General features: G+C 74.2%; 25 protein-coding genes and 1 pseudogene. 10 read left to right on the top strand and 16 right to left on the bottom strand.

The features are described from left to right. Positions 1-83: 83 nt before the first annotated feature. On the top strand, positions 84-1,385 hold the full coding sequence (locus ACFVU3_RS24385; RefSeq protein ID WP_390069244.1) for a CoA transferase: 1,302 nt from the start codon (positions 84-86) through the stop codon (positions 1,383-1,385). Here the strand turns inward: ACFVU3_RS24385 and ACFVU3_RS24380 are convergent. The 8 genes and pseudogenes from ACFVU3_RS24380 to ACFVU3_RS24345 all read right to left on the bottom strand — a co-directional run bounded on the left by ACFVU3_RS24380 (position 1,375) and on the right by ACFVU3_RS24345 (position 9,200). Then, positions 1,375-2,418: a zinc-dependent alcohol dehydrogenase family protein gene (locus ACFVU3_RS24380; protein ID WP_390069242.1), complete on the bottom strand. Its 1,044-nt coding sequence runs from the start codon at positions 2,416-2,418 to the stop codon at positions 1,375-1,377. The genes ACFVU3_RS24385 and ACFVU3_RS24380 overlap by 11 nt on opposite strands. Before the next feature lie 15 nt (positions 2,419-2,433). Continuing rightward, positions 2,434-3,120, bottom strand: a complete 687-nt coding sequence (locus tag ACFVU3_RS24375) for a lysoplasmalogenase (RefSeq protein WP_390069306.1) — start codon at positions 3,118-3,120, stop codon at positions 2,434-2,436. A gap of 92 nt (positions 3,121-3,212) precedes the next feature. Beyond that, positions 3,213-4,093 (bottom strand): annotated as a pseudogene (locus ACFVU3_RS24370) (sterol desaturase family protein). Positions 4,094-4,200: 107 nt separating this feature from the next. Further along, positions 4,201-4,914, bottom strand: a complete 714-nt coding sequence (locus ACFVU3_RS24365) for a VIT family protein (RefSeq protein WP_390069240.1) — start codon at positions 4,912-4,914, stop codon at positions 4,201-4,203. Between the two features lie 24 nt (positions 4,915-4,938). Then, the gene (locus tag ACFVU3_RS24360) at positions 4,939-6,189 is read right to left on the bottom strand and encodes an amidohydrolase family protein (protein ID WP_390069238.1); all 1,251 of its coding nucleotides are present in this window, start codon (positions 6,187-6,189) and stop codon (positions 4,939-4,941) included. Then, positions 6,186-7,493: an amidohydrolase family protein gene (locus tag ACFVU3_RS24355; RefSeq protein WP_390069236.1), complete on the bottom strand. Its 1,308-nt coding sequence runs from the start codon at positions 7,491-7,493 to the stop codon at positions 6,186-6,188. Before ACFVU3_RS24355 ends, ACFVU3_RS24360 begins: the two co-directional genes overlap by 4 nt. Before the next feature lie 25 nt (positions 7,494-7,518). Next, complete coding sequence (locus ACFVU3_RS24350; RefSeq protein ID WP_390069234.1) at positions 7,519-8,403, bottom strand: SDR family NAD(P)-dependent oxidoreductase; 885 nt, start codon at positions 8,401-8,403, stop codon at positions 7,519-7,521. Further along, positions 8,403-9,200, bottom strand: a complete 798-nt coding sequence (locus ACFVU3_RS24345; protein ID WP_390069232.1) for an acetoacetate decarboxylase family protein — start codon at positions 9,198-9,200, stop codon at positions 8,403-8,405. The genes ACFVU3_RS24350 and ACFVU3_RS24345 overlap by 1 nt, the downstream gene beginning before the upstream one ends. Positions 9,201-9,340: 140 nt before the next feature. Between ACFVU3_RS24345 and ACFVU3_RS24340 the strand changes: the two genes are divergently transcribed. From ACFVU3_RS24340 to ACFVU3_RS24315, 6 genes are all read left to right on the top strand, one after another. Next, a complete protein-coding gene (locus ACFVU3_RS24340) occupies positions 9,341-10,039 on the top strand; it encodes a TetR/AcrR family transcriptional regulator (protein WP_390069231.1) in 699 nt (232 codons plus the stop codon). After that, a complete protein-coding gene (locus ACFVU3_RS24335; RefSeq protein ID WP_390069229.1) occupies positions 10,036-11,010 on the top strand; it encodes a DEDDh family exonuclease in 975 nt (324 codons plus the stop codon). The genes ACFVU3_RS24340 and ACFVU3_RS24335 overlap by 4 nt, the downstream gene beginning before the upstream one ends. Positions 11,011-11,073: 63 nt before the next feature. Beyond that, complete coding sequence (locus tag ACFVU3_RS24330; protein WP_051787423.1) at positions 11,074-11,307, top strand: hypothetical protein; 234 nt, start codon at positions 11,074-11,076, stop codon at positions 11,305-11,307. A 101-nt stretch (positions 11,308-11,408) separates the two neighbouring features. Continuing rightward, positions 11,409-12,299 carry an SURF1 family protein gene (locus ACFVU3_RS24325; RefSeq protein WP_390069227.1) on the top strand — a complete coding sequence of 297 codons (891 nt, stop codon included), beginning with the start codon at positions 11,409-11,411 and terminating at the stop codon, positions 12,297-12,299. Positions 12,300-12,333: 34 nt separating this feature from the next. After that, the gene (locus tag ACFVU3_RS24320) at positions 12,334-14,118 is read left to right on the top strand and encodes a glycoside hydrolase family 15 protein (protein ID WP_390069226.1); all 1,785 of its coding nucleotides are present in this window, start codon (positions 12,334-12,336) and stop codon (positions 14,116-14,118) included. Between the two features lie 4 nt (positions 14,119-14,122). Then, complete coding sequence (locus tag ACFVU3_RS24315) at positions 14,123-14,878, top strand: SDR family oxidoreductase (protein ID WP_390069224.1); 756 nt, start codon at positions 14,123-14,125, stop codon at positions 14,876-14,878. 78 nt (positions 14,879-14,956) lie between these two features. Here the strand turns inward: ACFVU3_RS24315 and amaP are convergent, their stop codons facing one another. Genes amaP through ACFVU3_RS24290 form a run of 5 tightly spaced genes read right to left on the bottom strand, consistent with a single transcriptional unit; the run spans position 14,957 to position 17,311 of the window. Then, entirely contained in the window at positions 14,957-15,556 is a 600-nt protein-coding gene (amaP, locus tag ACFVU3_RS24310; RefSeq protein ID WP_390069222.1) for an alkaline shock response membrane anchor protein AmaP, read from the bottom strand. Positions 15,557-15,563: 7 nt separating this feature from the next. Further along, positions 15,564-16,253 carry a DUF6286 domain-containing protein gene (locus tag ACFVU3_RS24305; RefSeq protein WP_390069220.1) on the bottom strand — a complete coding sequence of 230 codons (690 nt, stop codon included), beginning with the start codon at positions 16,251-16,253 and terminating at the stop codon, positions 15,564-15,566. Continuing rightward, the gene (locus tag ACFVU3_RS24300; RefSeq protein ID WP_390069219.1) at positions 16,250-16,597 is read right to left on the bottom strand and encodes an Asp23/Gls24 family envelope stress response protein; all 348 of its coding nucleotides are present in this window, start codon (positions 16,595-16,597) and stop codon (positions 16,250-16,252) included. The genes ACFVU3_RS24305 and ACFVU3_RS24300 overlap by 4 nt, the downstream gene beginning before the upstream one ends. 18 nt (positions 16,598-16,615) lie before the next feature. After that, on the bottom strand, positions 16,616-16,807 hold the full coding sequence (locus ACFVU3_RS24295; RefSeq protein WP_383455779.1) for a hypothetical protein: 192 nt from the start codon (positions 16,805-16,807) through the stop codon (positions 16,616-16,618). Between the two features lie 48 nt (positions 16,808-16,855). Further along, positions 16,856-17,311, bottom strand: coding sequence for an Asp23/Gls24 family envelope stress response protein (locus ACFVU3_RS24290; protein WP_390069217.1), 456 nt, complete (start codon positions 17,309-17,311; stop codon positions 16,856-16,858). A gap of 93 nt (positions 17,312-17,404) precedes the next feature. Here ACFVU3_RS24290 and ACFVU3_RS24285 point away from each other — a divergent pair, with 93 nt between their 5' ends. Continuing rightward, a complete protein-coding gene (locus tag ACFVU3_RS24285) occupies positions 17,405-18,076 on the top strand; it encodes a hypothetical protein (RefSeq protein ID WP_390069215.1) in 672 nt (223 codons plus the stop codon). A gap of 26 nt (positions 18,077-18,102) precedes the next feature. On the opposite strand, the gene ACFVU3_RS24280 is transcribed toward ACFVU3_RS24285, so the two are convergent. From ACFVU3_RS24280 to abc-f, 3 genes are all read right to left on the bottom strand, one after another. After that, on the bottom strand, positions 18,103-18,903 hold the full coding sequence (locus tag ACFVU3_RS24280; RefSeq protein ID WP_390069213.1) for an enoyl-CoA hydratase/isomerase family protein: 801 nt from the start codon (positions 18,901-18,903) through the stop codon (positions 18,103-18,105). A gap of 132 nt (positions 18,904-19,035) precedes the next feature. Further along, entirely contained in the window at positions 19,036-19,257 is a 222-nt protein-coding gene (locus ACFVU3_RS24275) for a helix-turn-helix domain-containing protein (RefSeq protein ID WP_006123601.1), read from the bottom strand. A gap of 320 nt (positions 19,258-19,577) precedes the next feature. Further along, positions 19,578-21,176 carry a ribosomal protection-like ABC-F family protein gene (abc-f, locus tag ACFVU3_RS24270; RefSeq protein WP_390069212.1) on the bottom strand — a complete coding sequence of 533 codons (1,599 nt, stop codon included), beginning with the start codon at positions 21,174-21,176 and terminating at the stop codon, positions 19,578-19,580. A gap of 279 nt (positions 21,177-21,455) precedes the next feature. On the opposite strand from abc-f, the gene ACFVU3_RS24265 reads away from it, so the two are divergent. Further along, positions 21,456-22,349 (top strand): neutral zinc metallopeptidase, encoded by an 894-nt coding sequence (locus tag ACFVU3_RS24265; protein WP_390069211.1) that lies wholly within the window; start codon positions 21,456-21,458, stop codon positions 22,347-22,349. A 67-nt stretch (positions 22,350-22,416) separates the two neighbouring features. Then, on the top strand, positions 22,417-22,815 hold the full coding sequence (locus ACFVU3_RS24260; RefSeq protein ID WP_390069209.1) for a VOC family protein: 399 nt from the start codon (positions 22,417-22,419) through the stop codon (positions 22,813-22,815). The last annotated feature ends 4 nt before the right edge of the window (positions 22,816-22,819 follow it).

Raw genomic sequence — 22,819 nt, 5'->3', positions numbered from 1 at the left:
CGGGCGGGAAGGGCCCCGGTGTGGTCTGCCACACCGGGGCCCTTCGCGTGTCCGGGGGTGGCACCGGGTGCCATAGTGCGGGCATGGACAGCACGGTTCGAAGTGGTACGGAAGCGCTGTGGGCGGTCCTGGGCGGCGATCCCGCCCTGGTGGACCGGGTGGAGTACGGCGGACCGGCGGGGCTGCTGCCGGCCCGGCTGCCGGTGATGGACCTGGCGCGGGCGACGGTCGCGGTCTGCGGGCTCGCGGCCGTGGAGCACGCGCGCGTGGCGGGGCCGGTCCGGGTCGACGACGGGGCGGTGACCACCGCCTTCGTGAGCGAGCGCCATCTGCGGGTGGACGGGCGGGCGCCGGTGAGCTTCGCGCCCCTGTCACGGTTCTGGCGGGCCGCCGACGGCTGGGTCCGTACCCACGCCAACTACCCGCACCACAAGGCCGCCCTGCTCGCCGCGCTGGGCGCGGCCGACTCGGTGGAGGCGGTCGCGGAGGCGATCGGCGGGCGGAAGGCCGTCGACGTGGAGTCGGCGGTGTACGGCTCCGGGGGCCTCGCCGTGGCGCTGCGCACCCCGGACGGGTGGGCCGCCCACGAACAGGGCCGGGAGGTGGCGGCCCGGCCCCTGCTGAGCCGGGAGCGGCTGGACGGTGCCCCGCCCCGGCGGCGCGCGGGCCGGCCGCTGCGGGTGCTCGACCTGACCCGGGTGATCGCGGGACCGGTGGCGACCCGGACGCTGGCGCTGCTCGGCGCGGACGTGCTGCGGATCGACCCGCCGGGCCGGCCCGAGCTGCCGGACCAGCACGCGGACACGGACACCGGGAAGCGGACGGCGGCCCTGGACCTGGAGCGGCCCTCGGACCGGCGGACCTTCGAGGGGCTGCTCGACGCGGCGGACGTCCTGGTGACGGGGTATCGGCCGGGGGCGCTGGAGCGGTACGGACTGGAGCGTCCGGGGCTGGTGACGGCCCGGCTGTCGGCGTGGGGCGACTACGGGCCGTGGGGCGGGCGGCGGGGCTTCGACAGCCTGGTGCAGGTGGCGACCGGGATCGCGGTCACGGAGGGGTCGGCGGAGGAGCCGGGGGCGCTGCCGGCGCAGGCGCTCGACCACGGGACGGGGTATCTGCTGGCGGCGGCGGTGCTGCGGTCGCTGACGGAGCAGGAGCGGGACGGCGGCAGCCGCCTCGTACGGCTCGCGCTGGCCCAGACGGGGCACTGGCTGACGCACGGGCTGCCGCGGTACGACCCGGAGCGGTATCTCGTGGAGTCGGAGGGGCCGCTGGGGCGGCTGCGGCACGCCGTGTCGCCGGTGGCGTACGAGGGCGGCCCGGCGGGCTGGTCGCGCCCGCCGGGCGTGCAGGGCGGGGACTCCCCCGCCTGGGTCACGGAGTGACGAGGACCTTGAGGGCGGTGCGCTCGTCCATGGCCCGGTAGCCGCCGGGGACGCCGTCGAGGCCCACGGTCAGGTCGAAGACCGGGGACGGGTCGATGGTGCCGTCGAGGACGTCGGCGAGCAGCTCGGGGATGTAGGCGCGGACGGGGGCGACGCCGCCGCGCAGGGCGATGTTCCGGTCGAACATGACGGAGAGGTCGAGGCCGGTGCCGGAGCCGTGCGGGACGCCGACGTAGCCGATGGAGCCGCCGTCGCGGGTGATGTTCACGGCGGTGCGCATGGACTGCTCGGTGCCGACGGCCTCGATGACGCCGTGGGCGCCCTGGCCGCCGGTGAGCTCGCGGACGGCGGCCTCGGCGGCCTCGCCGCGCTCGGCGACGACGTCGGTGGCGCCGAAGGCGCGGGCGATGTCGGTGCGGGCGGTGTGGCGGCCGAGGGCGATGATCCGCTCGGCGCCGAGCCGCTTGGCGGCGAGGACGCCGCAGAGGCCGACGGCGCCGTCGCCGACGACGGCGACGGTGGAGCCGGGGCGGACGCCGGCGCCGAGGGCGGCGTGGTGGCCGGTGCCCATGACGTCGGAGAGGGCGAGCAGGGCGGTCAGCAGCCGGTCGTCGGAGGCGGCGTCGGCGGGCAGCTTGACGAGGGTGCCGTCGCCGAAGGGGACGCGGACCGCCTCGCCCTGGCCGCCGTCGGAGCCCACGGAGCCCCAGAAGCCGCCGCGGGGGCAGGAGGTCTGGAGGCCCTCGGCGCAGTAGTCGCAGGTGCCGTCGGACCAGACGAAGGGGGCGACGACGAGGTCGCCGGCGGTGAAGCCGCGGACCTCGGAGCCGGTCTCCTCGACGATGCCGAGGAACTCGTGGCCGATGCGCTGGCCGGGCCGGCGGGCGGACTCACCGCGGTAGGCCCACAGGTCGCTGCCGCAGATGCAGGCGCGCAGGACCCGGACGACGACGTCGGTGGGGTCCTGCACGACGGGGTCGGGCACCTCCTCCACGCGCATGTCGAAGGGGGCGTGGATGGTGGTGGCGCGCATGGTTCCTCGTCCGGGTCAGCTGGTGGTACTGCCTTCTCGGCGTGCACCGTACATCGCCTGGAGAGCACCCGCGGTCAGCAGGTACTGGGCGGCGATATAGGTCAGCATGACCCAGAAGTCGGGGGCCGGCAGCTGGGGCCAGTCGGCGATGCCGGTGGCGATGAGGGTGTCGGAGAGCAGGAACAGGGCGCCGCCGGTGCCGGCGAGGGCGCCGAGCGAGGAGGAGCGGTAGGCCATCGCGGTGAGCAGCAGGGAGTAGCCGGCGACGGGGATCCGCAGGTCGGCGGGGAGGTCGGGCCAGAGGGCGACGACGGTGCCGGCGAGGGCGACCGTGTAGAGCGCGCCGAGCGCCGGAGAGGTGCGGCGGCGGCCGAACAGGGTCAGGTAGCAGAGGTGACCGAGGGCGAAGGACCCCATGCCGACGAGGAAGGCCCAGTCGGCGTCGAGGAGCAGGAAGACGTCGCCGCCCCAGCCGAGGAGCAGCGCGACGACGAGGAGCCGGGGCGCTCCCCGGGTGGCGGCGTAGGCGGCGAGCAGCGGCATCAGGAGCGGTTTGGCGGCCAGGTGGCCGGTGTCGGCGCCGGCGAGGAGCGAGCCGAGGTCGACGGCGGCCGCGAGGAGGAAGGCGCCGAGCAGGGCCCGGGAGAGGGTGAGGGGGGCGGTGCGGGCGCGGGCGAGGGGGGCCGGGCGGGCGGGGGCGATCGGGGCGGTGCGGGTGGGGGCGGTCGGGGTGGTGCGGGCGGGGGCGATCGGGGTGGTGCGGGCGGGGGCGAGGGAATCGGTGTCGGGGGTGTTCACGCGGCGGGCTCCGGGGCGGCGGTCTGGTCGTGGGACGGGGTGGTGCGGGTCTCCGGCTGCCAGCCGGGGCCGCGGAGGATCCGGCCGGCCCGCTCGCGCCAGTCGGCGGCGGCGCGGACGTCGCGGGCGATGGCGGCGTATTCGTGGGTGGCGACGCGGAGCGGGTTGTACGTGTCGATGTTCTTGGTGAGGCCGTAGACGGGCCGTTCGGTCTCGCCGGTCCAGGAGCCGAAGACGCGGTCCCAGAGGATGAGGACGCCGCCGAAGTTCCGGTCCAGGTAGCCGCCCTGGGAGGCGTGGTGGACGCGGTGGTGGGAGGGGGTGTTGAGCACGTACTCGAAGGGCCGGGGCAGCCGGCCGATGCGCTCGGTGTGGATCCAGAACTGGTAGACGAGGCTGACCGAGGAGCAGAAGGCGACGGCGGCGGGGTGCACGCCGAGGGCGATCATCGGCAGGTAGAACGGCCAGCCGGTGAGGCTCGTCCAGGGCTGGCGCAGGGCGGTGCTGAGGTTGAACTTCCGGCTGCTGTGGTGGACGACGTGGCAGGCCCACAGGATCCGGACGACGTGGTGGCCGCGGTGCGACCAGTAGTAGAAGAAGTCCTGCGCGAGCAGCATCAGCGGGATCGTCCACCACAGGACGGGCACGCGCAGCGGCGTCAGCTCGTACACGGCGGTGTAGATCGCGACGACCGGGATCTTCCACAGGGCGTCGAAGGCGAGGCTGCCGAGCCCCATGCCGATGCTGGTGGCGGCGTCCTTCGCCTCGTACCCGGCCTCCTCCTCGTCGGGACGGAGCCGGTGGCTGATCATCTCCACGACGGTGAGCAGCACGAACGCCGGTATGGACCAGAGCACGAATCGGGCAGGTGCGGCATGCCGTCGACGGTAGGGCTCGTCCCTGTGGACGGCTAGACGCTGTTACCCACAAGTATGCGAGACGGCTCGTCAGCGGCCTTTGGCGGCTTCCGACGATCCGGCAGGGTCACACCCCCGCGACGTCCAGGAGGGAGCCGGCCGCGTAGGTGACGGCCATGGCGACGGCGCCGCCGGCGACGGTGCGGAGGGTGGCCCTCGGGGCGGGGGCGGCGGCGAGCCGGGCGGCCCACCAGCCGGTGAGGGTGAGGGCGGCGAGGACCGAGCCGACGGTGACCCAGAGGCGGACGGAGGCGGGCGGCAGGACGATCGCGAGCAGCGGGAGCAGGGCGCCCACCGTGAAGGCGAGGAAGCTGGCCCAGGCCGCGTGCCAGGGGTTGGTGAGGTCGTCGGGGTCGATGCCCAGCTCCACGCGCGCGTGCGCCCTGAGGGCGTCGCGTTCGGTGAGCTGCACGGCGGCCTCGCGGGCCACGTCGGCGCTGAGGCCGCGGGCGATGAGGAGGGCGGTGAGCTCGTCGAGTTCGGCGGCGGGGCGCTCGCGGAGCTCGCGTTTCTCGGTGGCGAGGGCGGCGTTCTCGGAGTCGCGCTGGACGGAGACCGAGACGTACTCCCCCGCCGCCATGGAGAGGGAGCCGGCCAGGAGTCCGGAGAGTCCGGCGGTGAGGAGGGCGGCCTGGGACTCGGTGGCGCCGGCGACGCCCACGACGAGGCCCGCGGTGGAGACGATGCCGTCGTTGGCCCCGAGCACGGCGGCCCGGAGCCAGTTGAGACGGGAGCCGAGGGCACCGCCGTGGGCCTCGTCGTGTGCGGGGGGTGCGGTCACCTCTGGAGGGTCGCACCCGCCGGGTCACCAGACGCGGACCGACCCGCCCGGGGCGAAGGCGGGGCTGGTGGCGCCCTCCGGGATCTTCTCCAGGGGGGTGGCGATCTCCTCTACCGAGGGGCCGTGGACGGCCGCGAGCCGGTCGAGGAGGGCGAGGTCGAAGCCGTAGACGCGGGCCGCGTTGCCGCCGGCCATCGCCGCCACCTCCTCGCGGGGCAGGCCCGCGTAGGCGAGGCGGAGCCCTTCGCGCGAGTACGGCGTCGTGCCCTCGTCGTGCGGGTAGTCGCTCCCCCACATGATCTTGTCGAGGCCGATCCGGTCGCGCAGCGGCACCTCGTGCGGGCGCATGAAGCTGGCGCCGACGAAGCAGTTCTCGCGCCAGACCTCGCCGGGGCTGCGGCCCATCGCGTCGGCGAGGCCCGCGCCGAACCTCGACTCGGCGGTGACGGCCCGGCTCGCCGCCGCGACCAGCCGCCCGTGGTAGTAGTCCAGCATCTCGACGACCCCGGGGATCCAGCCGGAGCCCTGCTCGGTGAGGACCAGCCTGAGCCCGGGGTGACGGCGGAAGGCGCCGCCGAACACCAGGTGCCACAGGGCCCGGTGGGAGAACCAGGTGGTCTCCACCATGAAGACGGCCCGGGCGGCCGGTTCGTCTCCGAGCGGCGGGGACGCGGAGCCGCCGTGGTGGTTGACCGGGACGCCCAGCTCCTCGCAGACGGCCCAGATCGGGTCGTACGTCTCCGAGTACAGCTCCGGGAGTCCGCTGCCCGGGGGCGTGCCGGGGAGCAGGATGCCACCGGTGAGGCCGGCCGCGTGGGTGCGGCGGATCTCGCGGACGGCCTCGCCGACGTCGTTGAGGAGGATCTGGGCGACGCCCGCCCGCCGGCCGGGGGCCCGGTCGCAGAAGTCGGCGAGCCAGCGGTTGTGGGCCCGCAGGCCCGCCCATCGCCGCTCGAACTCCTCCCGGGTGGGGGCCGGGGCCATGAGGGAGGCGGAGGGGAAGAACGGCGGGATGGTGTTGGGGAAGACGACCTCGGCGACGATGCCGTCCTCCTCCAGCTCGCGCAGCCGCCGGCCGGAGTTCCAGTTGCGGTCGGCGGTGTCGGCGAGGAGGTCCTCGTACGGGTTGACGTAGCCGGCGGCCCAGGCGTCGAAGTCGTCGTGGTGGCGCTTCTCCAGGTAGGGCTTGTAGTCGAGGAGGTCGGCGCCGGCGTGGCAGTCGGCGGAGATCACGGTGTACCGGTCGGCGGGGGCCTCGGCGGGGCGGTCGGTCACGGTGTCACCCCCGCGTCCGGACCGGCCGCCGGGCCCATGACCGGGAAGTCGCCGCCGGTGAGCCAGTGGCGGCCGGTCTCCCGGGAGCGGGCCCAGGACGCCTCGACGGCGCTCTGGTCGGCGGGCTGGCCGAGCTCGGCGGGGGTGGGGCCGATCCGCCGGGCGATCGGATCGAGCTTCCCGGGGTCGAATCCGAAGACCTGGGCGGCGGCCAGGCCCAGCATCCGCCGGGTCTCCGTCACGGGGATGTCGTGGAAGGTGTTCCGCAGCCAGGTGCGGGTGTTCGGCCAGGTGCCCTCGGGGTGCGGGAAGTCCGAGCCCCACAGGATGTTGTCGACGCCGATCTCGTACCGCTGCGCCAGCTCGCGCCGCTTGGTGTTGGTGGCGCAGACGAAGACCTGCCGGTCCAGGTACTCGCTCGGCGGGCGCCTCAGTTCCGCGAAGGGCGAGAGCTTCTTGCCGCCGTGCGCGCCGAGGTAGAGCCGGTCCATGAACCAGAGCAGGTTCGGCAGCCACCAGCAGCCGGACTCGGCGACGCCGAACCGCAGCCCCGGGTGCCGCTCGAAGACCCCGGACCAGAGCAGGAACCACAGGGGCCGGGCCGGCCACCAGGTGACCTCGGAGACGTAGATGCCGAGGTGGTCGCCGTACTCCTCGCGGGGCGCGGCGCCGGAGTGGGTGACGACCGGCATCCCGGTCTCGGCGGCGGCCGCCCACACCGGGTCGTAGCGGCGGTCGTGGTAGGGCGCCTTGTCGACCCACATGGACGGGATCATCAGGGCGCCGAGCCCGGACTCCTTGGCCCGGTGGATCTCGGCGACGACCTCGCGGGGGTCGGCGGTGACCGGCAGCAGGGCGACGCCGCAGTGCCGGGCGGGGGCGTGGGCGACGAACTCGGCGAGCCAGCGGTTGTGCGCCCTGGCGCCCGCCATGCCGAGCTCGGGGTCCTGGTCGCCGGAGAGGCCGAGGCCGACGCCGAAGGGGGCGGCGGTCTGGCTGTCGACGGCGTCCGCGTCGGGGAAGAGGACCTCGGCGGCGACGCCGTCGCCGTCCAGCTCCTTGATCCGCTGCGCGTGGTCCCAGCCGCCGCGCAGCCCTTCCTCGTGGTCGCTGAACCACTTGTTCGCGAAGTCCTCGTTGCGGACGCCGAGGCGGGTCATGGCCTCGCGGCGGGCCTCCCGCCCGGCGAGGAAGTCGTCGAAGGCCCGGTGGAAGCGGGACTCCAGATAGGGCCGGTACTCCTCGGTGGGGAGCCCGGCGTGGCAGTCGGAGGAGATGATCAGATACGGGTCCTCATGGCTCATGGTGCGCACAGCCCCCTCAGGCCGGTCAGTCGAGGATGAAGCTCTCCAGGTAGGACGGGTTCGCGCGGTCGAGCATCGACCGCGAGCGCGCCGTGATCTGCCGGTCGCTGTGCTCGCTCGCCGGGAGCATCCAGAACCGGTCGGCCCGGATCCCCTCGACGACGTGCTCGGCGACCTCCTCGACCGGGGTGAAGGCGATGGCGTGGCCGGCCTCCTTCATGGCGGCCTCCCACTGGTCGAGGGTGCGGTACGGGGTCCGGCGCGGGCGTTCCTTGGCGTACCGCTCGGGCCGGTTGCGGTGCGACTCCCACAGGCCGGTGCGGAGCATGTGGGGTCCGGGGAAGAGCACGGAGGCGCCCACACGCGCGTGCTCCGCCCTGAGATGGGCGTAGAGGGACTCGGTCATGGTGACGACGGCCGCCTTGGTGACCGCGTAGACGGAGGCGGTGGGCAGCGGGGCGATGCCGCCGTCGCCGGAGGAGGTGTTGACGACGTGGCCGGGTTCGCCGCTCGCGAGCATCCGGGGCACGAACGCCTGGATGCCGTGGAAGACGCCCCAGACGTTGACGGAGAAGGCCCACTTCCAGTCGTTGGGCTCGTGCTCCCACATGCGGCCCTCGGCGCCGGAGCCGACGCCGGCGTTGTTGCAGAGGACGTGGACGGCGCCGAAGGCGTCGAAGGCGGCGTCGGCGAAGGCCCGCACCTGCTCCGGGTCGGAGACGTCGACGGTCCGGGCGAGGACCCGCGCCCCGTCCGCCATCAGTTCGTCGGCGGCCTCGGCGAGCGGGCCCCGTTCGACGTCGCCGAGGACGACGGCGAGTCCCTCGGCGGCGAAGCGGCGGGCCATCGCCCGGCCGATGCCGCTCGCGGCGCCGGTGACGACGGCGACCTGTCCCTCCCGGAGCTCCATCAGACGCTTCCTTCCGGGGGGCCGTCGAGGATCTGCGCGGGGTCGTCGTACCGCTGGTGGACGTAGGGCAGCAGGGCCTCGGCGGAGACCCGTTCGGCGACCCGGCCGCGCTGGTCGGAGGTCTTCTCGCCGAGGGTGATCTCGACGAGCCGGCGGACCGGGAGGTCGGCGACGGGGTCGTACATGGACTCGCGCAGGACGACGTCGCCGGTGATCCGCTCCAGCTTCCGGACCTTCTCGTTGCGGACGCAGTGGACGAGGACCGGGTCGGCGTCGAAGCCGGCGCCCTCGACGCCGGGCAGGAACTTGAAGTAGAAGTCGGTCTTCTCGGCCGGCTCGGGGAGCGGCAGCGGACCGGAGACGGCGCCGCGCACCTCGACGAAGGCGATGCCGTGCCGGGCGAGCCGGGCGCCCACCACCAGGCCGTCGCGCTCGACGGCGACCTCGCCGAGCTTCTTCGGCTCGCCGAAGACCTCGCGGCCGCCGATCAGGGCCCGCTCGTGGGTCATCGGCATGACCAGCGGGTACCAGCCCTCGGTGGCGCCGTGGGCGGCGGCCACCGAGACCGAGCCGGCGCCCAGCGGGTAGCCGGGCAGGTCGACCTTGCTGATGGTGACCCGGACGAGGGGGCGTCCGGTGGGCTTCAGCGGAGGCGGCAGGACGGCCGCCACCGCGTCGGGGTCGGTCTCCCAGAGGGCGACCACTCCGGTGGACCAGATGTCGGGGAGCTTCGCCGCGGCGGCGCGGGCGGCGGCGCTCTCCGCCGCGGTGCGCGCCCCGTACCGTACTCGTGCCATGTAGTACCACCCTTCCGGACGGATCCGGCCCCGGCCCCACGGGCCACCGGGCCGACGGCCTGTAACACTGTTACACCGCTCCCGATGAAGGGTAAAGACGCGTGCACACAGCGAATTGACGGAACGTCAGGGGGAAGCGGATGGCACGCCCGGCGCTCAGTCGCGAGGAGGTCCTGGAGACGGCGGCGGCCCTGGTGCGGGCGCACGGACCGGACGGGCTCACCATGCGCGGCCTCGCCGCCGCGCTCGGCACGGCGGTCACCTCGATCTACTGGCACGTGGGCAACCGCGAGTCGCTGCTCGACGCGCTGGCCGAGCGGACGGTGGCCGACCTCGGCGCGATCCGGCCGCGCGGGACGGACCCCGCGGAGCGGATCGGATCGGTGGCGCACGCCCTGCGCCGGGCGCTGCGCGAGCGCCCGCACCTGGTGGCGATGGTCCACGAGCGGGGCCTGACGGAGCGCATGTTCCTGCCGGCCCAGCGGGCCCTGGCCCGGGAGGCGCACGCGGCGGGGCTGCGCGGCGAGCGGGCGGCGGAGCTGGTCCGGGCGGTCGTCTTCCAGGTCGTCGGGTACGTGCTCGTGGAGCGCAACCGCGAGCGGGCCCCGGTCCAGTCGCCGGCCGAGGAGGAGCTCTGGGGCGCCGAGGCCGCCGACGCCGATCCGCCGCTCGCCCGCGCGCTGGCCGCCCCGGTGGAGACGGAACGGCTCTTCGCGGCCTCGGTACGCGCGCTGGTGGAGGGCCTCCTGACCGCCCGCCCGGCACCCGCAGTGGGGGACATCACGGACAAGCCGGACACCGGGGGCGGTGCTGTCGGTCGCGGGCCGTATTCTCAGTGACCATGCTCGACGACCGCACGACAGCAGCGACGTGGCCGACCGCCTACCCCCAGGGGTACGCGGTCGTCGACGTGGAGACCACCGGTCTCGCCCGCGACGACCGGATCGTGTCCGCCGCCGTCTACCGCCTCGACGCGCGGGGCGGCGTGGAGGACCACTGGTACACGCTGGTGAACCCGGAGCGGGATCCCGGCCCGGTCTGGATCCACGGCCTCACCAGCGACGTCCTCGAAGGGGCGCCGCTCTTCGCGCAGATCGCCGAGGAGTTCTCCGCCCGCCTCGACGGCCGCGTCCTCGTCGCGCACAACGCCATGTTCGACTGGCAGATGATCGCCCGGGAGTACGCGCGCGCCGAGCGCACCGCGCCCGTGAAGCAGCGGCTGTGCACCATCGCCCTCTCCAAGGAGCTGGCGCTGCCGCTGCCCAACCACAAGCTGGAGTCGCTGGCCGCCCACTTCGGGGTCGTGCAGCAGCGCGCGCACAACGCGCTCGACGACGCGCGCGTGCTCGCCGAGGCGTTCCGCCCGAGCCTGCACGCGGCGGCGGAGCGGGGCGTGCGACTGCCGCTCCTGGAGTGCCGCCCGCTCACCGAGTGGGCGTCCTCGCCGGCCCGCCCGCTGATCGGCGCCCAGTCCTCGTACCGGGCGGGCAGCTGGCGCCCCTCCCGGAAGCGGCCGGCCTGCCCGTACCCCAACCCGGGCCGGTACGAGAGCGACAAGCCGCTCAAGCAGGGCATGCGGGTGGCCTTCTCCGGCGACACCTCCGTCGACCGGGAGCTCCTGGAGGACCGCACGGTCGAGGCAGGACTGCACGTCGCCGGCTCGATCTCCCGCCTCACCAGCCTGCTGGTGACCAACGACCCGGACGCCGGCACCTCCAAGACCGTCAAGGCGAAGAGCTTCGGCACGCCGATCGTGGACGAGGCGGCCTACGCGCACCTGCTGCGGGACGTGGCCCCGGCAGACGGGTGACACCCCGCCCCCGGCGGGCGTGCCGCGCGGCGCGCGCGGGCGCGGGGATCCACCCTGTGGCGCATGGCACGTTGTGAGGTCTGCGGAAACGATTACGGCATGTCCTTCGAGGTGCACGCGCAGGGCGCGGTGCACGTCTTCGACTGCTTCGCCTGCGCCATCCACCGCATGGCGCCCATCTGCGAGCACTGCCGGGTCCAGATCATCGGACAGGGCGTCGAGGTCGAGGGGAACTGGTACTGCGGCGCCCACTGCGCCCGCGCGGAGGGGAAGGCGGGCATCGTCGACCGGGTGTGAACCGCCCCCGTACACCGAGGAAGAAACGATCCTGGTCGGGTGACGCCCGTCACCCGACCCCCTGTGCGGACGCCCCATCGGCCCGAAGGTACGGTCATGGGGTGTACCGCTTCCTGTTGTCCCGGCAGTGGGTGATCCTCACCCTCGTCGCCCTCGCCCTCATCCCCGTGATGATCGAGCTGGGCTTCTGGCAGTTCCACCGGCACGAACGCCGGGTGACCCAGAACACCCTGATCGCGGACAACCTGAAGGCCGCGCCGGTCCCGGTCGAGGAGCTCACCTCCCCCGGCCACGTGGTCCCCCGCGCCGACTACTGGCGCCAGGTCACCGCCACCGGCACCTTCGACACCGCCCACGAGGTGGTCGTCCGCCGGCGCACCTCCTCCGACGACCGGATCGGCGCCCACGTCCTCACCCCGCTGGTCCTGAGGGACGGCACGGTCGTCCTGGTCAACCGGGGCTGGGTGCCCGCCGCCGCCGACCAGCGCGACTACCCCGAGGTCCCGCCCGCCCCCAGGGGCGAGGTCACCGTCACCGGCCGCCTCAAGGCCGACGAGACCACCGGCGCCAGCGGCATCAAGGACCTCAAGGGCCTGCCGGACCGTCAGGTGATGCTCATCAGCAGCGGCCAGCAGGCCGAGCTCATCGGCCGCGAGGTGCTGGGCGGCTACGTCGAGCAGACCGAGCCCGCGGCGGCCGGCGGCTCCCCCGAGCAGATCCCCGAACCGGACCACGAATCGATCGGCGCCCACATGGCGTACGCGGTCCAGTGGTGGCTCTTCGCCGCCGGCGTCCCGGTCGGCTGGATCGTCCTCGCGCGGCGCGAGAAGCGCGACCGCGAGGCCGCGTCCGAGGCCGCGTCCGGGACATCGTCCGGCGAGGGCGGGGACGGTGGCGACGGTGGGACCGGCGGCGGGGACGGGCCCCGGGGAGGGGCCCCGGACGCCCCGCAAGAGGACGGCAGCGCGATCCAGGCCACCTCGCCCCGCTGATTGACCGTCGCCGCTTGCGGGAACAGCCCAGAGCGTGACCCGACGCATCGACGACTACGCCCTGATCGGCGATCTCCAGACCGCCGCGCTCGTCGGCCGCGACGGGTCGATCGACTGGCTGTGCCTGCCCCGCTTCGACTCCGCCGCCTGCTTCGCCGCCCTCCTCGGCGACGAGGACAACGGTCACTGGCGGATCGCCCCCCAGGGCGCCACCACCTGCTCCTCCCGCCGCTACGCCGAGGACTCCCTCGTCCTGGAGACCCTCTGGGAGACCCGCACCGGCACCGTCAGGGTCACCGACTTCATGCCCCAGCGCGACCGCGCCCCGGACGTCGTCAGGATCGTCGAGGGCGTCAGCGGCCGGGTCGAGATGAGCGCCGTGCTCCGCCTCCGCTTCGACTACGGCTCGATCGTGCCGTGGATGCGGCGGTCCGAGGGCCACCGGGTCGCCGTCGCCGGACCCGACGCGGTCTGGCTGCGGAGCGAGCCGCAGGTGAAGACCTGGGGCCAGCAGTTCGCCACCTGCTCCGCCTTCACCGTGACCGCCGGCGAGCGCGTCGCGTTCGTCCTCACCTGGCACCCCTCCCACGAGCGGCGGCCCGCGCTCGTCGACCCCTTCGAGGCCCTGGAGCAGTCGCTCGCCGACTGGCGCGCGTGGACGGCCCGCTGCACCTACCGGGGCCCGTACCGCTCCACCGTCGTCCGCTCCCTCATCACCCTCAAGGCGCTCACCTACGCCCCCACCGGCGGGATCGTCGCGGCCCCCACCACCTCCCTGCCGGAGGAGATCGGCGGCGTGCGGAACTGGGACTACCGGGCCTGCTGGCTCCGCGACTCCTCGCTCACCCTGGGCGCGCTCCTCGCCGCCGGATACGCCGACGAGGCCGCCGCCTGGCGCGACTGGCTGCTCCGCTCGGTCGCCGGCGACCCCGCCGACCTCCAGATCATGTACGGGCCCGCCGGCGAACGGCGGCTCCCCGAGACCGCGCTGCCCTGGCTGCGCGGCTACGCGGACTCGGCGCCGGTGCGGACCGGGAACGCGGCCGTCGAGCAGTTCCAGCTCGACGTGTACGGCGAGGTCATGGACTCCCTGCACCTCGCGCGCGAGGCCGGCATCCCGCCCGAACGGCACGCCTGGAACCTCCAGCTGAGCCTGCTCGGCTTCCTGGAGTCGCACTGGCGCGAACCCGACGAGGGGCTGTGGGAGGTGCGCGGCCCCCGCCGCCACTTCACCCACTCCAAGGTGATGGCCTGGGTCGCGGCCGACCGCGCGGTGCGCACCCTGGAGGCGGACCCGTCGCTGCCCGGTGACCCGGGCCGCTGGCGGGCGCTGCGGGACGAGATCCACGCGGACGTCTGCGCGAAGGCGTACGACCCCCGGCGGAACACCTTCACCCAGTCGTACGGCTCCGCGGAGCTCGACGCCGCCACCCTCCTCATCCCCCGCGTCGGCTTCCTGCCGCCCGACGACCCCCGGGTGGTCGGCACGGTCGACGCGGTCCGCACCGACCTGGCCCACCAGGGCTTCCTGCGGCGCTACACCCCCGACTCGGGGGCGGTCGACGGGCTGCCGGGGCGGGAGGGCACCTTCCTCGTCTGCTCCTTCTGGCTCGCCGACGCGCTGCGCGTGACCGGGCGCCGGGAGGAGGCCCGGGTCCTGTTCGAGCGGCTGGTGCGGCTCACCAACGACGTGGGGCTGCTGGCCGAGGAGTACGACCCGGTGGCGGGCCGGCAGCTCGGCAACTTCCCGCAGGCGTTCAGCCACATCGGACTGGTCGGGACGGCGCTCGCTCTGGCCGGGGACGAGACGGCAGGATAGGCCCATGGATCTTGGACTGAAGGACCGCGTGTACGTCGTCACCGGCGCGACCCGGGGGCTCGGCCGGGCCTCCGCCGAGGCGCTGCTCGCCGAGGGCGCCCGGGTGCTGATCACCGGACGCGAGGAGGCGACCGTCGCCGGGGCGGTCGCCGAGCTGGGCGAGGGCGCCGCGGGCCTCGCCGCCGACAACGACGACCCGGAGACCCCGGCCCGGCTGATCGCCGAGGCCCGCGCCCGGTTCGGCGGCTTCGACGGCATCCTGATCAGCGTCGGCGGTCCGGCACCGGGCTTCGCCGCGGACAACACCGACGAGGAGTGGGCGGCGGCCTTCGGCACCGTCTTCCTCGGCGCGGTGCGGCTCGCCCGGGCGGCGTCCGAGACGCTCGGCGAGGGCGGCGTGATCGGCTTCGTCCTGTCGGGGTCGGTGCACGAGCCGATCGCGGGCCTGACCGTCTCGAACGGGCTCCGCCCCGGACTCGCCGGCTTCGCCAAGTCCCTCGCCAACGACCTGGGCCCGCGCGGGATCCGGGTGGTCGGCCTGCTGCCGAGCCGCATCGACACCGACCGGGTCCGGCAGCTCGACGCCCTCTCCGGCGACGCGGAGGCGTCCCGCGCGGCCAACGAGCTGGCGATCCCGCTGCGCCGCTACGGCACTCCGGAGGAGTTCGGCCGCACCGCCGCGTTCGTGCTCTCCCCCGCCGCCTCCTACCTGACGGGGCTCATGCTCCCGGTGGACGGCGGCGCCCGCCACGGCTTCTGACGCCGGCGGACGGCGGGGTCCGGAGGGACGGACCGCCGTGCCCGCCACGGCACGCGGCCGGGCGGGCACGGCGGTCCGTCAGGTCACCCGGCGGGCCCGGTGCCTGACCGCGCGCAGGCGGGCCTCGGTGGGGAGGGCGTCCAGACCGGCCGAGGCGCGGGCACGGGCCAGCGCCTCGCCGCTGAGGACGCCCAGCGCCGCGCCCGGGGAGGCGTAGGGCTCCAGGAGGAGCGCGACGCGGGTACGGGGGGCGGTGCGGCGGCCGGTGAGGGCGACCTTCGCCTGGACCACGCCCTCCTGCGCGGCGGCGTCCGCCTCCAGGACCTCCGCGAGGGCCCGGCCGCGCAGCACGGCGGCGTCGCCGTCGCCGGTGTCGACCAGGATCTCGGCGAGCCGGCCCCGGCGGAACTGGGCGAGCAGCCACCACAGGGCGAGCAGGACGATTACGCCGAGGGCGGCGATGACGGTCGGCCACCACCAGCTCTCCTCGCGCCACCGCTGCCGGTCGGCGGTGGAGAGCAGCACGTCGCCGGGGCCCGCCCAGGGCCACCAGGTCGGGACGGAGAGGTCGAGGCCGGCGGCGAGGACAGCGCCGCCGGCCAGTACGAGGAGCAGCCCGGCGAGGCCGAGGAGCCCGCGGTTGACGCGCCGCAGCACGGCGGTGACGGGTGCGTTCACGGGTGCGTCACCCCTTCTTGGACGGACGGTCCACCCGGACGGTCGGGGCGGGCGGACGGGCGAGCCCGAGTTCCTCGATGCCGTGGGCGAGGACGGACTCGACGTCCGCGCGGACGTCGTCGAGCGGACGGAAGTGGGAGACGGCCCGGACGGCGACCTTGGAGCGGCCGACCCGGACCTTCACGGACTGCACGCCGGAGACCTCCATCGCGCGGTCGCGCAGGACGAGCGCGGCGGCGTCCCGGTCGAGCCCGGCCCGCAGGTCGGGGTGTTCGCGGCGCATCGGCAGCACGGAGCGCAGGCCGGGGGTGGCCGCCAGGACCAGCAGCCAGACGCCCAGCAGCACCGCGACGGCGGCGGCCACGAGGACCGTGGTGCTGTCGAGGGGCCGGGTCGCGAGGCCGTCGGCGAGCTCGCGCCGCCAGCTCATGGCGCTCCGGTCGGCCCGGACGGCGGCCACGTCGTAGAGCAGCAGTCCGGCCCCGCCGAGGACGACGGCGGCGAGCAGCGCGGCGGGGATCCGCCGGACGGCCCAGAAACGCCGGACCCGCGGGGGCTCCGTACCGCTCCCGGCGAGCACGGGAACGCCCTCGTCCGCTCCTCCGCCGGGGCCGTCGTGGCCGCCGGATCCGCCCCGGCCGCCGTCGCCGTCGCCCGCGGTCTCCCGGGGCACGGAGGGCTGTTCGGGTGTCGTCATGCCAGACGGCCCTTCCTGGCGGAGGGAGCGGTGCGCGCGGAGTGGAGGCGCTCCACGTGGACGGTGACCTCGTGGACCTCCATGCCGACGAGGTGCTCGACCTGCCGGCGGACCCGGCCGCGGACGGCTCCGCAGCGGCGGCCGATGTCCGTGGGGTAGTCGAGTTCGAGGCTGATCGAGATGCGGGCGGCGTCCCGGTGGACGACGACCGAGGCGTGCGGCCGGTGGCCTCCCTCCGGCACGCCGCCCAGGGCTTCCCGGGCGGCCTGGGCGGAGATCTTGGCGACCACCCGGTCCGCGACCGTGGTCGCGCCCCGTTCGCGCACCGGGGGCCGTTCCGTCACGTCCGTGGGCACCCGCGGTCACCGCCGCCGGTCGCCGCGGTCGCGGCCCCGGAGCAGATCACCGGGTTCGAGGTCGCCGTCGAGGAAGCGGCCGACCACGAAGCCGACCGCGCCCAAGGCCGCGACCAGAAGAAACGCCCCGAAGCCGCCGAAGTATCCGGCGAAGCCGAGACCCATGCCGGCCAGCAGGCCGACCACCGCCATGCTCATGCTGAACCCCTTTCCGGGCCCTGCGGTCCGTTGTCCGTGCCCGGTCTCCTACTGGAGCCGCGACTCGGGCTCGTCTTCCTCCTCGTCGGGCAGCTTCACGTCGCTGACCGCGATGTTGACCTCGACCACCTCCAGGCCGGTCATCCGTTCCACCGCCGCGATCACGTTCTCGCGGACGGCTCCGGCGACATCGGCGATGGAGACGCCGTAGTCCACGACGATCTCCAGGTCGAGGGCGGTCTGCACCTCGCCGACCTCGGCCTTCACTCCGCGGGTGACGCCCGCCTTGGCGCCGCCCCCGCCGGGGACGCGGTCGCGGACGGCGCCGAGGGTGCGGGAGAGCCCGCTGCCCATGGCGTGGACGCCGACGACATCGCGCGCGGCCATGCCGGCGATCTTCTCGACCACTCCGTCGGCGATCGTGGTGCGGCCCCGGGAGGCCGCGGCGCCACCACCCTTCTTGGTGATCTGGGCGCTCTCGCCGGTGCGTTCGCTGTCCGTCATCACATTCAGCCCCTTCTGGGATATTTCGGGGTTCTTCGCCCACACTAAGGGCGGTTACCCGATGCCGCTCCGGGGATACGGCAGGCTGGGGCAATGACCACGAGTGACGGTTGGACGGCGGCGGTGCGCGACCGCCTGGCGCCGGGCAGGCTGCTGCCGCTCGGCACGGCGGCGGGAGCGTGGCTCGCGGAGCGCGCGGCCCGTGAGGTGCTGGTCCGCGCGGCGGCGCGGGTGCGGGGCGCGGTGCCGGGCCGGCTGCGGATCGGCACGGCGGAGGGGGCGGACCTCCCGGATCCGCCCTTCCCGGTGCCGCCGGGCGGGCTTCGGCCGGGGCCCCTGCGGATCGACGCCGAGTTCGCCGCGGTGGCCGCCGGGCGGCCGCTGCCGGAGACGGCGGAGGAGGTACGGGCGGTGCTCCTCGCCGCGGCGGCGGAGCTGGGCCTGGCGGTGACGGAGGCCGATCTGCGGGTGACGGAGCTGCTGGAGGAGGCGCCCGAGGCCGGGCCGGAGCCCCCGCCGCCGGTCCACGTCGCCCCGGCGACGGACGATCCGGTGGCGCTCGCGGTGCTGAGGGTGCCGGGCGTGGCGGCGGTGACGGACGCGCTGGGCCCGCCGGTGCTCCGCGCGGACGGGGCCGTCCGGGTGGAGTTCGCCGTGGCGGCGGACCACCCTCCGGCCGAGGTGGCCCGGGCCGCGCGCGCGGCGGCGTCCGCGGAGGCCCCCGCGGACGCCGTGGTCACCGTGCTGATCACGGAGGTGCGCTGACGGGCCCCGGGGCCCCGGGGCAGGCGTCAGTCGCCGAGGCCGGCGAGGTCGCGGAGCCGGCGCGCCTGGGCGGCGCGCTCGGCGGTGCGCTGCTCCTCGTAGGAGCGGCCGGCGACACCCTGGAGCAGCGCCTTGGTCTCGACGACCGCGTCGCGCGGCGCGGCGAGCAGGGCGGCGCCGAGGTCCCGTACCGCGGCATCGAGTTCGGCGGCGGGCACGGCGATGTTGGCCAGGCCGATGCGCTCGGCCTCGTCCGCGTGGACGAAGCGGCCGGTGGCGCAGATCTCCAGCGCGCGGGCGTAGCCCACGAGGGAGACGAGGGGGTGCGTCCCGGTGAGGTCCGGGACGAGGCCCAGGCTGGTCTCGCGCATCGCGAACTGCACGTCCTCGGCGACGACCCGAAGGTCGCAGGCGAGGGCGAGCTGGAAGCCCGCACCGATGGCGTGCCCCTGGACGGCCGCGATCGACACGAGGTCGCTGCGGCGCCACCAGGTGAACGCCTCCTGGTACTCGGCGATGACCGCGTCGAGGTCCGCGTCGGAACCCCGTGCGAGGTCGAGGAAGGACGGCTCTCCGTCGAAGCCCTCGGGCGTGAAGGCCTGCCGGTCGAGTCCGGCGGAGAAGGACTGGCCCTCACCGCGCAGGACGACGATCCGCACGCTGCCCGGAAGAGACCGGCCGGCTTCCGTCAACGCCCGCCACAGAGCGGGAGACTGGGCGTTGCGCTTCGCCGGGTTGGTCAGGGTCACCGTGGCAACGGCGTCCTCGACGGTGAGCCGTACACCGTCCTTGTCGAAGACGAGCTGGGAGTCGTCGGGCGTGGTCATGGGGCGCCTCCGGTTCCGGTGCAGCACTGCATCCGATGCTAAGTGACTGCACAGTAACCACCGGGTCGGTCGCAGGACCGACCGGGTGCCCACCGGGAGGGTCCCGGTGGACCGGTCGAGCCGCCCCCGGCGTCAGGCCGAGGCTGCCTTCTTGCCTCGGGTCGCTCCGCCGCGACCACGCAGCGTGACTCCGGATTCGCTGAGCATCCGGTGGACGAATCCGTAGGAGCGGCCCGTTTCCTCGGCCAGCGCCCGGATGCTCGCACCGGAGTCGTACTTCTTCTTCAGGTCTGCCGCGAGCTTGTCGCGCGCGGCGCCGGTCACCCGGCTGCCCTTCTTCAGAGTCTCGGCCACCCGTGCCTCCTCATGGGAAGTGCGCTCTGGACTTCTCATGATCACCCCTCCCCGTCTTCCTGGCCACCCATTCGACAAGGTCCGTCCTGCCGGGTTTGCGGACGAGTACGGCGTCCTCACGATCGGAACCAGTCATTCCGCACGGCCGGAACCCGACCCCCGAAGGAGTGGATCAAGGGATCGGCAGGTCAGCGCCGCCAGGGGAACACACGTACGGCGCGGACTCTGCCGGAAGGATTCGGCAGAGGTCCGCGCCGGGGGTACGAGACCGTCTCACTCAGATGATGGATCACCGATGAGCCGAATGATCCAGTCCGGGCTCAGGCGAGGGCGACCAGGTCCGCGTAGTCCGGACCCCACAGGTCCTCGACGCCGTCCGGGAGCAGGATGATCCGCTCCGGGTCGAGCGCCTCCACGGCGCCCTCGTCGTGGGTGACCAGGACGACCGCGCCCTTGTACGTGCGCAGCGCGCCGAGGATCTCCTCGCGGCTGGCGGGGTCGAGGTTGTTGGTGGGCTCGTCGAGCAGGAGCACGTTGGCCGAGGAGACGACCAGGGTCGCGAGCGCCAGACGGGTCTTCTCGCCGCCGGAGAGGACCCCGGCCGGCTTGTCGACGTCGTCGCCGGAGAAGAGGAAGGTGCCGAGCGTCTTGCGGACCTCGACCAGATCGAGGTCGGGGGCGGCGGAGCGCATGTTCTCCAGGACCGTGCGCTCCGGGTCCAGGGTCTCGTGCTCCTGGGCGTAGTAGCCGAGCTTGAGGCCGTGGCCGGGGGTGACCTCGCCGGTGTCGGGCTTCTCGACCCCGCCGAGGAGGCGGAGCAGGGTCGTCTTGCCGGCGCCGTTGAGGCCGAGGATGACGACGCGGGAGCCCTTGTCGATGGCCAGGTCGACGTCGGTGAAGATCTCCAGGGAGCCGTACGACTTCGAGAGGCCCTCCGCCGTGAGCGGCGTCTTGCCGCAGGGCGCGGGCTCCGGGAAGCGCAGCTTGGCGACCTTGTCGGAGACGCGGACCGCCTCCAGGCCGGAGAGCAGGCGCTCGGCGCGCTTGGCCATGTTCTGCGCGGCCACCGTCTTGGTGGCCTTGGCGCGCATCTTGTCGGCCTGCGAGTTGAGCGCCGCGGCCTTCTTCTCGGCGTTCTGGCGCTCGCGCTTGCGGCGCTTCTCGTCGGCCTCGCGCTGCTGCTGGTAGAGCTTCCAGCCCATGTTGTAGACGTCGATGGTGGAGCGGTTGGCGTCCAGGTAGAAGACCTTGTTGACGACCGTCTCGACCAGGTCGACGTCGTGGGAGATCACGATGAAGCCGCCGCGGTAGGACTTCAGGTAGTCGCGCAGCCAGACGATCGAGTCGGCGTCGAGGTGGTTCGTCGGCTCGTCGAGGAGCAGGGTGTCCGCGTCCGAGAAGAGGATCCGGGCCAGCTCGATCCGGCGGCGCTGACCGCCGGAGAGGGTGTGCAGCGGCTGGCCGAGGACCCGGTCGGGCAGACCGAGGGCGGCGGCGATGGTGGCCGCCTCGGCCTCGGCGGCGTACCCGCCCTTGGTGAGGAACTCGGTCTCCTGGCGCTCGTACTGCTTGAGGGCCTTCTCGCGGGTGCCGCCGGAGCCGGTCGCGATCCGCTCCTCGTTCTGCCGCATCTTGCGGATCAGGACGTCGAGGCCGCGGGCCGAGAGGACACGGTCGCGGGCGAGGATGTCGAGGTCGCCGGTGCGCGGGTCCTGCGGGAGGTAGCCGACCTCGCCGGAGCGGGCGATGGCGCCGGCGGCGGGCTGGCCCTCGCCGGCCAGGCACTTCGTGAGGGTGGTCTTCCCCGCTCCGTTGCGGCCGACGAGGCCGATGCGGTCGCCCTTGGCGACACGGAAGGAAGCGTTCTCGATGAGGATGCGGGCGCCGGCGCGCAGCTCGATGCCGGAAGCGGTGATCACGGACAGACTCCAGGGCGGTGGGGGTACGGCGGATGACGACAGGTGACGGGCTGCGACGCCGCTAATGCACCCAGGGGAGGATGTCCCAGGGGAGAATGTCCATGCGGCCAGTCTATCGGGCGCCTGCAACTCGTTTTCGGCCACACGGGCGACGAACCCAGGGTCGGGACTTTTCTCTCATCTGTCACCAGAGGGAACAAAAGGGGCAGAGCGCAGAAGATCGGCTGATACTCGGCGGAGGGCGGCGGTCGGACCGCCGCGGCGACGCGGAGGTGGACCGTGCAGTTCGACGACGACGCCCGTCTCGACACCTCCGAGGTGAAGGACGTCCGAGGCAGCCGGATCCCCGGCGGGAAGGCGACCGTCGGCGGCGGCGTCATCGCCTTCGTCGCCCTCGTCCTCGGCATCCTCTTCGGGGTCGGCCCCGACCAGCTGGGGCTCTCCTCCGGCGGCGAGGACGAACCCGCCGCCAGCGCCTCCTCCGCGGCCCAGGTGAACCAGTCCTGCCGGACCGGCGCGGACGCCAACAGCCGCCAGGACTGCCGGACCGTGGCCGTCGTCAACAGCCTCCAGGACTACTGGCGCGCCGAGTACGCGCGCCGCGGCGGCACCTACGCCGACGCCTCCACCGTCCTGTTCAGCCAGCGGGTGAACACCGCCTGCGGAGCGGCGAGCTCGGCGGTCGGCCCGTTCTACTGCCCCGGCGACCGGAAGGTCTACCTGGACCTCGGCTTCTTCGACGAGCTGCGGACCACGTTCGGCTCCAGCGGCGGCCCCTTCGCCCAGGCGTACGTGGTGGCCCACGAGTACGGGCACCACGTGCAGAACCTGATGGGGACGCTCAGCCGGGCCCAGGACGGACGGACCGGCGCGGACTCCAACGCCGTCCGCGTCGAGCTCCAGGCCGACTGCTACGCGGGCGTGTGGGCCCGGCACGCCACGAGCACCCCGGACGAGTCCACCGGCCGGCCGCTGATCTCCCGGCTCGACGACGCCGACATCCGGGACGGCCTGGACGCGGCGGCCGCCGTCGGCGACGACCGGATCCAGGAACGCTTCCAGGGCCGGGTGACCCCGGAGAGCTGGACGCACGGCTCGGCCGAGCAGCGGCAGCAGTGGTTCTACACGGGGTACCGCACCGGCGACATGGCCCGGTGCAACACCTTCCGCTGATTGCCGGCGCCGGCTGCGAGACTGTGCCCCAGGTCACATCCGGCCGAACCGAGAGGGAGTGAGCGGGATGTCCGAGGCACCCGACATCTGTCCGGCACTGAAGTACCGGGACGCCAAGGCGGCGATCACGCTGCTCACGGAGGCGTTCGGGTTCACCGCCACGGCGGTGTACGAGGGCGAGGACGGCCTCGTCGCGCACGCCGAGCTGAGCTACGGGAACGGGACGGTGATGCTCGGCAGCACCGGCACCGACAGCGTCTTCGACAAGGCGATGGGGGCGGGCGGCCCGGTGGGCGTCTACGTCCACGTCCAGGACGTGGACGAGCACCACGGCCGGGCCGTCGCGCACGGCGTGGAGATCGTGATGCCGCCCACCGACCAGGAGTACGGCTCCCGGGACTACATGGCGAAGGACGCCGAGGGCAACGTGTGGAGCTTCGGCACGTACACCCCCGGCAGCGACTGACCCC

Origin of the sequence: Streptomyces sp. NPDC058052 (assembly GCF_042885515.1) — a bacterium.
Classification (GTDB): Bacteria; Actinomycetota; Actinomycetes; order Streptomycetales; family Streptomycetaceae; genus Streptomyces.
Note: the sequence above shows the minus strand (reverse complement) of the source record. Positions and strands in the feature narration are given on the sequence as shown.

Coding starts and splice junctions, on each gene's coding strand:
- ACFVU3_RS24385 (WP_390069244.1), top strand. CDS start 84: ATGGACAGCACGGTTCGAAGTGGTACGGAAGCGCTGTGGGCGGTCCTG.
- ACFVU3_RS24380 (WP_390069242.1), bottom strand. CDS start 2,418: ATGCGCGCCACCACCATCCACGCCCCCTTCGACATGCGCGTGGAGGAG.
- ACFVU3_RS24355 (WP_390069236.1), bottom strand. CDS start 7,493: ATGAGCCATGAGGACCCGTATCTGATCATCTCCTCCGACTGCCACGCC.
- ACFVU3_RS24350 (WP_390069234.1), bottom strand. CDS start 8,403: ATGGAGCTCCGGGAGGGACAGGTCGCCGTCGTCACCGGCGCCGCGAGC.
- ACFVU3_RS24345 (WP_390069232.1), bottom strand. CDS start 9,200: ATGGCACGAGTACGGTACGGGGCGCGCACCGCGGCGGAGAGCGCCGCC.
- ACFVU3_RS24340 (WP_390069231.1), top strand. CDS start 9,341: ATGGCACGCCCGGCGCTCAGTCGCGAGGAGGTCCTGGAGACGGCGGCG.
- ACFVU3_RS24330 (WP_051787423.1), top strand. CDS start 11,074: ATGGCACGTTGTGAGGTCTGCGGAAACGATTACGGCATGTCCTTCGAG.
- ACFVU3_RS24315 (WP_390069224.1), top strand. CDS start 14,123: ATGGATCTTGGACTGAAGGACCGCGTGTACGTCGTCACCGGCGCGACC.
- ACFVU3_RS24305 (WP_390069220.1), bottom strand. CDS start 16,253: ATGACGACACCCGAACAGCCCTCCGTGCCCCGGGAGACCGCGGGCGAC.
- ACFVU3_RS24295 (WP_383455779.1), bottom strand. CDS start 16,807: ATGAGCATGGCGGTGGTCGGCCTGCTGGCCGGCATGGGTCTCGGCTTC.
- ACFVU3_RS24290 (WP_390069217.1), bottom strand. CDS start 17,311: ATGACGGACAGCGAACGCACCGGCGAGAGCGCCCAGATCACCAAGAAG.
- ACFVU3_RS24285 (WP_390069215.1), top strand. CDS start 17,405: ATGACCACGAGTGACGGTTGGACGGCGGCGGTGCGCGACCGCCTGGCG.
- ACFVU3_RS24280 (WP_390069213.1), bottom strand. CDS start 18,903: ATGACCACGCCCGACGACTCCCAGCTCGTCTTCGACAAGGACGGTGTA.
- ACFVU3_RS24260 (WP_390069209.1), top strand. CDS start 22,417: ATGTCCGAGGCACCCGACATCTGTCCGGCACTGAAGTACCGGGACGCC.